Origin of the sequence: Plantactinospora sp. WMMB782 (assembly GCF_049179135.1) — a bacterium.
Classification (GTDB): Bacteria; Actinomycetota; Actinomycetes; order Mycobacteriales; family Micromonosporaceae; genus Plantactinospora.
The window spans coordinates 2,690,613-2,702,001 of the sequence record NZ_JBMHMC010000007.1; the positions used below are offsets into that span (position 1 = coordinate 2,690,613).

At 72.3% G+C, this 11,389-nt stretch carries 11 protein-coding genes; 3 read left to right on the forward strand and 8 right to left on the reverse strand.

Going from position 1 to position 11,389, the window contains the following annotated elements; genetic code table 11:
* Nucleotides 1-53: 53 nt before the first annotated feature.
* From ACN28A_RS14350 to ACN28A_RS14360, 3 genes are all read right to left on the reverse strand, one after another.
* The gene (locus tag ACN28A_RS14350; RefSeq protein ID WP_421395671.1) at nucleotides 54-1,274 is read right to left on the reverse strand and encodes a DUF4429 domain-containing protein; all 1,221 of its coding nucleotides are present in this window, start codon (nucleotides 1,272-1,274) and stop codon (nucleotides 54-56) included.
* Between the two features lie 183 nt (nucleotides 1,275-1,457).
* Nucleotides 1,458-3,026: a sugar transferase gene (locus ACN28A_RS14355; RefSeq protein ID WP_421395672.1), complete on the reverse strand. Its 1,569-nt coding sequence runs from the start codon at nucleotides 3,024-3,026 to the stop codon at nucleotides 1,458-1,460.
* Between the two features lie 428 nt (nucleotides 3,027-3,454).
* Nucleotides 3,455-4,327: an Fpg/Nei family DNA glycosylase gene (locus ACN28A_RS14360; RefSeq protein ID WP_421395674.1), complete on the reverse strand. Its 873-nt coding sequence runs from the start codon at nucleotides 4,325-4,327 to the stop codon at nucleotides 3,455-3,457.
* An 84-nt stretch (nucleotides 4,328-4,411) separates the two neighbouring features.
* On the opposite strand from ACN28A_RS14360, the gene ACN28A_RS14365 reads away from it, so the two are divergent.
* The gene (locus tag ACN28A_RS14365) at nucleotides 4,412-5,575 is read left to right on the forward strand and encodes a glycosyltransferase family 4 protein (RefSeq protein ID WP_421395675.1); all 1,164 of its coding nucleotides are present in this window, start codon (nucleotides 4,412-4,414) and stop codon (nucleotides 5,573-5,575) included.
* 60 nt (nucleotides 5,576-5,635) lie between these two features.
* Here ACN28A_RS14365 and ACN28A_RS14370 read toward each other — a convergent pair whose 3' ends face one another.
* The 5 genes from ACN28A_RS14370 to ACN28A_RS14390 form a co-directional block, all read right to left on the reverse strand.
* Complete coding sequence (locus ACN28A_RS14370; RefSeq protein WP_421395677.1) at nucleotides 5,636-6,364, reverse strand: CDP-alcohol phosphatidyltransferase family protein; 729 nt, start codon at nucleotides 6,362-6,364, stop codon at nucleotides 5,636-5,638.
* Nucleotides 6,339-7,406 (reverse strand): iron-containing alcohol dehydrogenase family protein, encoded by a 1,068-nt coding sequence (locus tag ACN28A_RS14375; protein WP_421395679.1) that lies wholly within the window; start codon nucleotides 7,404-7,406, stop codon nucleotides 6,339-6,341. Before ACN28A_RS14375 ends, ACN28A_RS14370 begins: the two co-directional genes overlap by 26 nt.
* Nucleotides 7,394-8,125 (reverse strand): sugar phosphate nucleotidyltransferase, encoded by a 732-nt coding sequence (locus ACN28A_RS14380; RefSeq protein ID WP_421395680.1) that lies wholly within the window; start codon nucleotides 8,123-8,125, stop codon nucleotides 7,394-7,396. The genes ACN28A_RS14375 and ACN28A_RS14380 overlap by 13 nt, the downstream gene beginning before the upstream one ends.
* Before the next feature lie 155 nt (nucleotides 8,126-8,280).
* Nucleotides 8,281-9,180, reverse strand: a complete 900-nt coding sequence (locus ACN28A_RS14385; protein WP_421395681.1) for a hypothetical protein — start codon at nucleotides 9,178-9,180, stop codon at nucleotides 8,281-8,283.
* The gene (locus tag ACN28A_RS14390; protein WP_421395683.1) at nucleotides 9,177-9,626 is read right to left on the reverse strand and encodes an NUDIX hydrolase; all 450 of its coding nucleotides are present in this window, start codon (nucleotides 9,624-9,626) and stop codon (nucleotides 9,177-9,179) included. Before ACN28A_RS14390 ends, ACN28A_RS14385 begins: the two co-directional genes overlap by 4 nt.
* A gap of 113 nt (nucleotides 9,627-9,739) precedes the next feature.
* Here ACN28A_RS14390 and ACN28A_RS14395 point away from each other — a divergent pair, with 113 nt between their 5' ends.
* Together ACN28A_RS14395 and ACN28A_RS14400 are read left to right on the forward strand one after the other, a co-directional pair.
* Nucleotides 9,740-10,132 (forward strand): cyclic nucleotide-binding/CBS domain-containing protein, encoded by a 393-nt coding sequence (locus tag ACN28A_RS14395; protein ID WP_421404378.1) that lies wholly within the window; start codon nucleotides 9,740-9,742, stop codon nucleotides 10,130-10,132.
* Between the two features lie 85 nt (nucleotides 10,133-10,217).
* Nucleotides 10,218-11,312 (forward strand): PLP-dependent aminotransferase family protein, encoded by a 1,095-nt coding sequence (locus ACN28A_RS14400; protein WP_421395685.1) that lies wholly within the window; start codon nucleotides 10,218-10,220, stop codon nucleotides 11,310-11,312.
* Nucleotides 11,313-11,389: the final 77 nt, after the last annotated feature.

Here is an 11,389-nt window from a genome sequence, read left to right on the forward strand (position 1 = left end):
TCGTTCGCCAAGTCACCGATCAGTCCGGGTACGCCCCGGGCCGTCGGCGTGCCTCACCAACGATCCAGAATCTCCCGTTTTTTCGCCTCGTACTCCTGGTCGGTGATCAGCCCTTCGGCGCGCAGCCGGGCCAACTCCCTCAGTTGGTGCGGCACATCGGCCCCGGCCCAGAACGGCCCCGCCGGGTTGCCCTGAACCGGCAAAGCGAGCGGGGGCGGTGGATAGCTGGCCGGAAGCTTCGACCCGGCCAGATGCGGTGCCGGTGGGTGCCGATATGGATCGCCCGCCATCTGCCCGGCGGTCGGCATCGGCGGTGCCCCCCACCCCGACACGGGGACCGCCGACCAGTGCGCCGGGGCGTTGCCGGGCAGCAGCGTCGGATCGACCACCCGGGGCCGGGTGATCCGAGCCGCCACCTGCGTGGCGAGCTCCTCGGCCAGCCCGTCCTCGTCGCTGCCGGTGACGAACTCGAAGGCGTCGGGGTCGTGCCCCGGCTTCGGCGGCAGGTATCCCGCTGGCAGCCCGGCCAGGACGAACCGGAGGTGTCCCATCCGGAGCCCCGGAGGGTCCGGCACGAACTCGACCGCCGCGATCGCGGTGAGCGGGATCCACCTCCGGCTGCCCCGCAGCGGTCCCCGCCGGGCTTCGAGTAGTACGCCGTTCTCGTCCAGCGTGACCGTCATGGTGGCGGTGACCACCTGGACGAAGAGCTCACCCGGCGGCGGTGGGGGCAGTCCCGCCATCCGGGCCTGCGGTGGCAGGAGCCGCGGATCCGGTATCCGAGGCTCCGACCGGATCCGCTCGGTCAGTTCGGCGACCAGGGCGGCCTGCTCCGACTCGTTGCCGTACCCGAGTTGGAGGGCGTGCACGTCGAACGCCACCGCTCGGGGGCGGTAATCCGTTGTCTCCCCGGCCAGCCGGACCCGGAGGTACTTCCGGGGCCGGAACTCCACGTCGGCGATGGCGGGCAGACCGATCCGGCGAGGGCTGCGCACCCGCTTGATCCGCTGGGACGTCCACCTGCGGTCGAAGGCGAGTACGACCTCGTCGCGGTCAAGCGTCACGCTGCCGTCAAGCCCCTTGACCACGAGTCGCAGTGGCGCGACGGAGAGGTCATGGAGCACGGCCTCCGCCTCCGCGACCGTGGCCGCCGCCCAGACGCCGGCGATCCGCTTCTCGAAGCCGGCGAGATCGAGGCGGTTGGCGCCGAGGAGTCCGTGCAGTGCACCGACGTAGTGCCAGCGTTCCCGCTCGGTCAACGGCCGACTCGCCACGTAGCCTCCCCCGGTCGTCGCTGGGCCGAAGTTTATCGGCCGGATGCTCGACGGTCGGGTCTCCGTGCGCCGTTCGGTTCGCCCGGAAATGGTCGCTGTTCGTGCGCCGTGCCAGTCGCCCGGAAGATGCGACAGCGCACCGTGGAGCCCGAGTGCCGGCTCGGCTGCGCGCCGTCCGGTGCCTCAGTACGCGCCCTTGCGGGCCAGTACCACCCCGACGGTCCGCCACAGGATGCTCAGGTCGTACGCCAGCGACCAGTTGTCGACGTAGTAGAGGTCGAGCCGGACCGCCTCGTCCCAGGAGAGGTCGGAACGGCCGGAGACCTGCCACAGCCCGGTGATGCCGGGCCGGACCAGCAGTCGGCGCCGGACGTCGCCGAGGAAGTCACCGTCGTCGGCCGGGAGCGGGCGGGGGCCGACCAGGGACATCTCGCCCCGGAGCACGTTGATCAGCTGGGGTAGCTCGTCGAGCGAGCTGGCCCGGAGGAACCGCCCGGCCGGGAAGACCCGGGGATCCTCCTTGATCTTGAACAGCATGCCGTCGGTCTCGTTCTGGTCGACCAGGCTGGCCAACCGCTGCTCGGCGTCGACGTACATGGTCCGGAACTTCCAGACCCGGAACGTCCGGCCCTCGTGCCCGACCCGGGGCTGCCGGAAGAAGACCGGCCCGGGGTCGGAGATCCGGATCGCCACCGCGATCGCCACGAAGAGCGGGACCAGCAGCAGCAGTCCCAGCCCGGCGGCGAACCGGTCCAGCAGGTTCTTGGCCAGCAGCGCCGGGCCGGAGAGGGTCGGCTCCTCGACGTGCAGCAGCGGCAGGCCCTCGATCGGCCGGATGTGCACCCGAGGGCCGGCGATGTCGGTGAGCTGCGGCGCCACGATCAGGTCGACGCCGGACCCTTCCAACTGCCAGGCCAGCCGGCGTAGCTCGCCGGGCTCGGTGCTGGCCGATCCGCAGACCGCGATCGTGTCGCCGCCGACCTCCCGGACCAGCGAGAGGATGTCCCGGCCGGCGTAGACCGGGATCGGCGTCTCGATGCCCCGGGCGGCGGCGTAACCGTCGGTGAGGTGGATCGCCACCGGCACCAGCCCGGCGGCGGGCACCCGCCTGATCGCCTTGTAGACCTCCAGCGCCTCCGGCAGGGTGCCGACCAGCACGATCCGCTGGGCGGCCTGCCCGGCCCGGCGGCGCACCGTGTGCAGCAGCAGCCGGGCGGCGGAGCGGGCGAGCAGGACCAGCAGCAGGGTGCCGAGCAGCGCGGTGCCGACGGTCCACCGGGACAGGTCGGTCTTGGTGGCGAAGGCGAGGAACGAGACACTGGCCGCGACCGCGACACCGGCCCGGGTGACCCGCTTGAACTCGTCGGTGCCGAGCCCGAGGTAGCGGCGGTCGTACGCGCCGTTGGCCCAGAGCACGATCAGCCAGCCGAGCGGCAGCAGCAGGTACGACACCGTGTGGAACCAGGTGGGGTCCTTGTCCGCGTCGGTGAAACCGGCTGCCGCCTGGTCGAACGACTGGATCGCGAGCCAGCTCGCCAGGACCGCCGCGCCGAAGTCGAGCAGCAGCAGGATCGCGATGTACGGCCGGTGCCAGCGGGAGACCCGCCGGCGCGCCCGCGCCCACGCCGAGCGGGGAACCCCGTTCGGCTGCGAAGCGGTCGGTGGCTGGATCTCGAAGCTGTCGACGTGACGCAGAGTACTCGGTTGGCCGTTGCCTACCGGGCGTTGGAGGCTTGTCGTCACCTCACCCACGTCCTCCCGCGTGACACGTGCCGCCCCTCTGCCGTAAGGGGCTCGGGTCGCCCACCGTCTCAGTCTCTCCCATGCCGGCCCCGATCCCAGTTCGGTCCGTCGGCGCCGTCTCCCGGCGCGGCGGGGCGAATCGTGATCGTCGGTGACGCCGACCCGAGGGACAGCACGCCGCCCGCCTCGCCAGCAACGAGAGCCGGACCGCCCGCAGCGGAGTCGCAGACCGGGGTCACTATACCGACGGAGCACGGTGGCGGTAGAGCCCGGCGGTTGCCGGTTTCTTGCCCGGTGGGCGGTTTCGACCCGGAGTGCGGGCCGGGATCACTCAACGTACAAGCAGTTTCGCTCAACATACAAACACGAGCGCGCAACCAGCGAACCCGATCGATCAACAGCGGGGCCGTCGGGCCGTCCATGGACCAGTCGGGAGATCAACGGACCAGCCGGGAGAGCCGGCGGTCGGCGAGCGGCTTGCCGCCGGTCTGACATTTCGGACAGTACTGGAGGCTGGAGTCGGCGAACGACACCTCGCGGATCGTGTCGGCACAGACCGGACAGGGCAGCCCGGTCCGGGCGTGCACCCGCAGCCCGGCCCGCTTCTCCCCCTTCAACTCCGCCGCCCGCTGGCCGAGCGAGCGCTCGACGGCATCCCCGAGCACCTGCCGGGTCGCCGCGTGCAGCGCCGCCAGCTGCTCGTCGCCGAGCCGGTTGGTGAGCGCGAACGGCGACAGCTTCGCGGTGTGCAGGATCTCGTCCGAGTACGCGTTGCCGATCCCGGCCAGCACCTCCTGGTCGGTCAGCACGCCCTTGACCTGGCCCCGTCGGGCGCGCAGCCGCTCGGCGAAGGTCGGCAGGTCGGCGGCGAGCGCGTCCGGCCCGAGCCGGGACACCCCGGGCACCAGCGCCGGATCGGTCACCAGGTAGACGGCGAGCTTCTTCTGGGTACCGGCCTCGGTCAGGTCGAAACCGGACCCGTCGTCGAGGCGTACCCGCAGGGCGATCGGGCCCTTGCCCGGCTTGAGCGGCACGCCCGAGTTGAACGACTCCCGGTAGTGCAGCCAGCCGGCCCGGGCCAGGTGCACCACCAGGTGCACGTCCGGCACACCGTCGCCGGCCAGCGTCACGTCCAGGAACTTGCCGTGCCGGCCCGCCGCCGTGACCTGCCGCCCGGCGGCCGCCGACGGCGCCGGGTCGTACGTCTTCAGGGCGCTTATCGCCGCCACCTCGATCCGGTCGACCCGCCGGCCGACCGCCCGCTCGCGCAGGTAGCCGGCGAGCGCCTCCACCTCAGGTAACTCAGGCACGGGATAAACGGTAGCGTTCAATCCCGGCCACGCGCCCGACGCGCGGGACGGGAAGGACCCGATCATGGAGGAGGGGCGACCGGCGTGCAGGTGATCGTCGCGCACAACCGGTACCGCGAGGCGCAGCCGTCCGGCGAGAACACCATCGTCGACCAGGAGATCGTCCAGCTCCGGGCCGCCGGGGTGACCGTCCGCCCCTTCCTGCGAAGTTCCGACGAGATCGCGGAGTTCTCCCCGACCGCCAAGGCGCTGCTGCCGATCTCCCCGATCTACGCGCCAAAGGCGCAGCAGGAGCTGAGCCGGCTGATCGTCGAACACCGGCCGGACGTGTTGCACCTGCACAACCCGTACCCGCTGCTCTCGCCCTGGGTGGTCCGGACCGCGCACAAACACAACGTGCCGGTGGTGCAGACGGTGCACAACTACCGCCAGGTCTGCTCCTCCGGGCTCTACTTCCGGGACGGCCGGATCTGCCAGGACTGCCGGGGCCGGGCGCTCGGGGTGCCGGCGATCGTGCACCGCTGCTACCGGGGATCCCGGGCGCAGAGCGCGCTGATGGCGACCACCCTGGCCGTACACCGGCCGACCTGGCGCTCGGTGGACCGCTACATCGCGCTCACCTCCGGGATCGCCGCGCACCTGCGCGACTACGGCATCCCGGACGACCGGATCGTGGTCAAGCCGAACGCCATCCCGGACCCCGGCCCGCCGCCGCCGCTCGGCGACGGCTTCCTCTTCTTCGGCCGGCTCTCCCCGGAGAAGGGCGTCGGGCTGCTGCTCGACGCCTGGCGCCGGCACCCGGTCGGTGCGCTCGGGCCGCTGCGCATCGCCGGGGACGGCGAGCTGCGGCCACTGGCCGAGGCGGCGGCCGCCGAGCGGGCCGACGTCGAGTTCCTCGGCCCGCTGGACCGGGCCGGGGTGGCCGCCGCGCTCCGGGCCACCGCCGTGGTGCTGGCCGTGCCGACCTGGCACGACGTGCTGCCCACGGTGGTGATCGAGGCGCTGGCCGCCGGCCGCCCGGTGCTGGGTACCGCGCTCGGCGGCATCCCGTACCTGGTCGGCGCCGACGACCCGGCCGGACCCGCCGGCTGGCTGGTCCCGGCCGACCCGGCGGCGCTGGCCGCCGGGCTGCCGGTCGCCCGCAACGGCGCCGGCACCGTCGCCCCGCTGGCCCGCGCCCGCTACGAGCGCACCTTCCACCCCGACGTGGTCACCAAGCAACTCCTGGACGTCTACGCCCAGCTGTGATGTGCAAGGAAGGGTCCCCGCTACAACAGAAAACGATAAGAGGGTGCCCTTCCTTGCACCTCAGCGCAGTGAGGCGCGGGCCGAGAAGGCGATGCTGGCCAGCAGGAAGCCGCCGTTGACGAGAGTGAAGGCGGCGATCAGCCAGGTGGTCCACTCCGGCACCACCGTCAGCACCAGCCCGGCCAGGAAGATCACCGCGCCGTAGTCGCGGATCAGCTTCACCAGGCGTACCGGCAGCGAGGTTGAGGTGACCATGCTGGCCGCGTTCGGGCCGGCCGCCATCACCGAGGTCACCAGGTTGACCATCCAGGTGCCGGCGAACGCCGCCACCAGCCAGGTCGGTGCCGACGGCCGCTGCGCCACCGCCGTCGCCGACAGCGCGGTGACCAGGGCGATCTGGGCCGCCACGTCACAGAGTACGTCCACCCGGGCGCCGGCCGGGCTGCCCTGACCGGTGACCCGGGCGAGCTGACCGTCCGCGCAGTCCAGGGCGTACGCCAACTGCCAGCCGAGCAGCGCGGCCAGCCCGACCAGCCAGGCCGGCACCTCCCCGGCGGCGACCGGCCCGGCCAGGGTCACCACGGTCACCGACACGGCCAGCCCGAGCACCAGGTTGGCCATGGTCAGCGCGGTGGGCGGCAGTCCCGTCCGGTGCGCCGCCAGGGCCAGGGCGGCGCCGATCCGCTGGCTGATCGCCTCGCTGAACAGGCCGCCGCCCCGGTTGACCCGGTAGAAGTCGGCGGCGGTCGGCGGGGGCACCAGGTCAGCCGAGATGTTCACGGATTGCATCGACGTAGTTTGCCAGCCGTTCACCGATCGCCGCAGCAGGCAGGTCGAGGTGTTCCAGGATCGTGTAGCGGTCCGGCCGGGTGCTCGGGGCGTGCCCGACGGCCGCCACGAACTCGTCGTCGCCGAGCCCCAGCTCGGCGGGGGTGGTCGGCAGGCCGTGCCGGTGCAGGCAGGAGGCGAGCTGGCCGAACCGCTCCAGGTCGCCGCGCAGGTAGGTGCAGAAGAGCGCGCCGAGCCCGACCTGCTCGCCGTGCGAGGCGGTGCCGGGGTTGAGCCGGTCCAGCGCGTGCGAGATCTCGTGGCAGCCGCCGCTGACCGGCCGGGTCGAGCCGCAGATCGACGAGGCGATCCCGCCCAGGATCAGCGCCTCGGCCAGGGTGGTCAGGAAGGCGTCGTCGGTGATCTTCCCCGGGTGGTTGACCAGCGCCTCGGCGCCGGAGCGGGCCAGCGTGACGGCGAGGCCGTCGATCGGCTCCGCGCGTACCCGGTGCGCCAGCTCCCAGTCGGCGACCGCGCTGAGGTTGCTCAGCGCGTCCCCGATCCCGGCCTGGGTCTGCCGGTCCGGGCCGTTCTCCACGAAGTCGAGGTCGACCACGATGGCGATCGGGATGTGCACCCCGTAGGAGCCCTTGCCGCCGTCGTGGTCGAGCGAGGCGGTCGGCGAGGCGATCCCGTCGTGCGCCAGGCTGGTCGCCACGGACACCATCGGGATGCCGTAGCGCGACGCGGCCCACTTGGCGGTGTCGATGGTTTTGCCGCCGCCGATCCCGACCACCGCGTCGTAGGAGCGTCGGCGCAGCTTGTCGCCGAGTTCCTGGGCGGCGTCCAGGGTGCCGCCGGTCACCGTGAAGACGTCGGCGTTGCCCAGGCCGGGCCGGCACAGCTCGGCGATCCGCTCACCCTGCCCGGGGCCGACCACCACCGCCACCTCGCCGCCGGCCGAGATCCGCCGGTCGGCCAGCAGCCCGCCGAGGTCCGCGACCGCGCCGCGGCGCACGTCGATCACCAGCGGGGTGTTGACGGTACGGGCTAGTAGTGGCATGCGATCTCCCGGGCTCGGGCCAGGTCCTCGTGGTTGTCCACCTCGACCCAGGGCAGGTCGCCGATCGGTGCCGCCCGCACCTCGCCGCCGCGCCGGGCGAACTCCTGGTAGCCGTCCTCGTAGTAGAGGTTCGGGTCACGCCGCCAGGTCGCCTCCAGCGCGTCGGCCAGCTCACCGGCGATCCGGCCCTCGATCAGGGTCGCCCCGATGTACTCGCCGTACGCCTGCGCCGGGTCGAGCAGCTTGCTGATCCGGGTGAGCTGGCCGGAGTCGTCGAAGACGGTCTTCATCTCCTCCTCGGCGAGCTTCTTCACGGTGTCGACCGCGAGCAGGATGCCGGGGCCACGGGCGGCGAGCAGGGTCTGCTCCACGTCGACCGGGTGCACGGTGTCGCCGTTGACCAGCAGCGCGTCCTGGGCGAGGTGCTCCCGGGCCAGCCAGAGCGAGTACGCGTTGTTCCACTCCTCGGCCCGGTCGTTCTGTACCAGGGTGAGCGTGACGCCGTACCGGTCCTGCAGGGCGGACTGCCGGGCCCGGACCGCCTCGGCGGCGTACCCGACCACCACCGTCACGTCGGTCAGCCCGACCCGGGCCAGGTTGCGCAGCGCGATGTCGAGGATCGTGGTCTCGCCGTCGACCGGAATGAGCGCCTTGGGCAGGGTGTCCGTGTACGGCCGCAGCCGGCGACCCGCCCCCGCGGCCAGTACCACACCGATCATTCCGGGTCCTTCCTCGCGACACGTCCGACGCACGGAGGATAGCGCCGCGTGTCCGGAGTACGAATTCCCGGCGAACGGTCGGCCAACCCGGGTCGATGTGACCCTGGGTGAAGGGGACGCGACGACCCACCGGGGGCGGTACCGGACCTGGTGGGTCAGCCGGGCAGGGCGGCCAGGTCGGCGAGCAGGCGGAGCCGCTCCGGCGGGGTCAGCACGGCGTACGGCCCGGCCGCCCGGCGGTCCGTCTCCAGCTCGATGGCGAGCCGTTCCGGTCCCGCCGCCAGTTCGACGATGCTCCGGGCGGTGTGCCCGGCGGCCTGCCAGGCGGCGGCGTGCGCGTCGGCGCGGTGGTAGCGCAGCACGCCGAGCCGGTTGAGCAGCAGTACGCCCGGCGGGGTGCCGTCCGGCTCGTGGGGCGGCGCCATCGCCTCGAACGCCCGCCCGTCGGTCGGTCCCTGGACACCTACGGTGTCGGTCGGCCCCTGGACACCTACGGTGTCGGTCGGCCCGGTCCCACCGGGGAAGGGTGGCAGGCGGCCGTAGCCGTAGCTCTGGTCGGGGGCGGCTCCGGGGGCCGGGGCGGCGGTGGTGGCCGGGTCGGCCAGTGCGGCCGAGAGCAGCCGGCCGAGGATGGCGGCGAGCCGGCGTACCCGTTCGGGATGTGCCGCCCAGATCTCGCCGGTCAGCTCGGCGTGCAGCGCGAACAGGTCGGTCAGGAAGGCCCGGCCGCGCTCGGTGGCCAGGATTCCGCCGTCCGGCAGCCGGTGCAGCATGCCGTGCGCGACCTGCTTGTCCAGTGCCCGCTGGCACTCAGCCGGGTCGCCGTAGCGGAACAGGGCGGCCAGCCCGGTGCGGTCGACGGTGCCGCCGGGGGCCGCCAGCCTGGTCCGGAAGTCGACCAGGAAACCGGTGGCGGCCGGGCCGCCGTACCTCTGCACCAGCTCGGCGCCGCCCCGGATCCGGGCGGTGGCCAGGACGGCCCGGAAGACCCGGTCGACGGCCGGCCAGACCAGCGCGGCGGCCTGGTGCGGGGCGAGCGGGACCGGGTCGTTCACAGGCCGATCAGGCGCAGGGCGCGGAAGCCGTCCTCCGCGATCCGCCGGATCAGCCCGTCGTTGACGTCCCGGTGCTCGTCGAGGATCGCGACCTCGTCCTCGGCGAGCCACCGGAACTCGGTGTGCTTGCCCGCCTCCAGCCGGGGGCGGTCGAGGTCGCCGTCGACCCGGACGAGGAAGTCGGTCTCGATCCGCTCGATGCCGTCGTCGGGGGTGTAGCGGTATTCCCCGACGGGGCCGAGCACCAGCGAGACGGTCCAGCCGGTCTCCTCGGTGACCTCGCGGAACAGTGCCTCCTCGACCGTCTCGCCCGGTTCGAGGTGACCGCCGACGATGTCCCAGGTGTTGGGAAAGAGCTTCCGGTTCGGGGACCGCCGCTGGATGAATATCCGGCCCCCGTCATCGACGATCAGGGCTCCGGCGCAGCGTAGGGGCTCTGTGGACACGCGTCGAGACTAGCCACCCCGGTCCCGCCCCCCGTACCACCGGCTTGTACTCCGGCGGTACGGCGTCCAGTCTGTCCCTACCGGTATCTCCGTCGACGAGGACGTGATGAATGATGCGGGTACGTGAAGCGATGTCCGGGGACGTCCTGGTGGTCGGTCCCGAGCACACTCTCCGGCAGGCCGCCGAGATGATGGCCGGGCGGGGCGTCGGCTCCGCGGTGGTCGTCGACCCCGACTCGGAGGGCGTCGGCATCATCACCGAACGCGACGTGCTCAAGGCCGTCGGCGCGGGTCTCGACGTCGACGTGGAGCGCACCGCCGCCCACCTGACCTGGGACGCCGTCTACGCCGGGCCGGACTGGACCGTGCACGAGGCGGCCGAGGCGATGTCCCGGGGCGGCTTCCGGCATCTGGTGGTGCTGGACGACGGCGAGGTGGTCGGGATGATCTCGGTTCGGGACATCGTCCGGGTCTGGGTGGGCGCTCCGGCGGTCGCCTCGATCTGACGCCGGCCGGGCGGGGTCCGCCCAAGATACGGACATTGTCGTGCCTGCGCCCGGGACGCTTTCGGCGCCCGTACGCTGGGTAGTCATGACTGTCGAGCAACTGATCTCCTTCGCCCGTGGGGCGCCGTCGCTGGACATCGTCGACGTCGAGGGGCTGAAGGCCGCGGCCGTGCGCGCCTTCGACGCCGACCCGGCCGGCATCACCGGGTACGGGACATCCGTCGGATACCCACCCTTGCGGAAGTGGATCGCCGACAAGCACGGCGTCGACGTCGACCAGGTGCTGGTCACCAACGGATCGCTGCAGGCCGACGCGTTCCTGTTCCAGCACCTGGTGCGCCCCGGTGACGCGGTCGTGGTGGAGCGCCCGACCTACGACCGGACCCTGTTGAACCTGCAGAACCTCGGCGGCGAGCTGCACCCGGTCACCATCGCGCCGGACGGGGTGGACACCGACGAGCTGGGCAAGCTCCTGGAGTCCGGGGTACGCCCCAAGCTGGCGCACATCATCCCCAACTTCCAGAACCCGGCCGGGGTGACCCTGTCGCTGGAGAAGCGGCAGGCGCTGCTCGACCTCGCCGCCGAGTACGACTTCACGATCTTCGAGGACGACCCGTACGCGGACGTCCGGTTCCGGGGCGAGCCGTTGCCCTCGATGCTCTCGCTGGACCGGCAGGGCACCGTGGTGCACGCCTCCAGCTTCACCAAGACGGTCTGCCCGGGGGTCCGGGTCGGCTACCTGGTCGGGCCCGCCCCGCTGATCGCGCAGATCGCCAAGGAGGCGACGAACCTCTACATCTCGCCCGGCCTGGTGGCCCAGGCGATCGTCCACCAGTTCTGTGTCAACGGCGACCTGGAGCGCTCGATCCGGACCGTCAGCACCGCCCTGGGCGAACGGGCGGCCAGGCTGGCGGCGGCGCTGCGGGAGCACATCCCGGACGCCCGGTTCACCGAGCCGAACGGCGGTTACTTCCTCTGGATCGAGCTGCCGCAGAGCGTGCACGTGGACGCGCTGGCGCCGGCGGCGGCCGAGCGGGGCGTCACGGTGGTGAAGGGGAGCGACTTCCTGGTCGAGGGGGGTCGGCACGCGTTGCGGCTGGCCTACTCCGGGGTGACCGTCGACCAGATCGACGAGGGGGTCCGCCGGCTCGCCGACGCGGTCCGGGCGGTACGCCAGTGACCGCGTCTGCCGTAGCAGGACTGCGGTAGGGCGTAAGGCTTCTGTCAGATATCCGACAATAGTGGTCAACGGCGAAT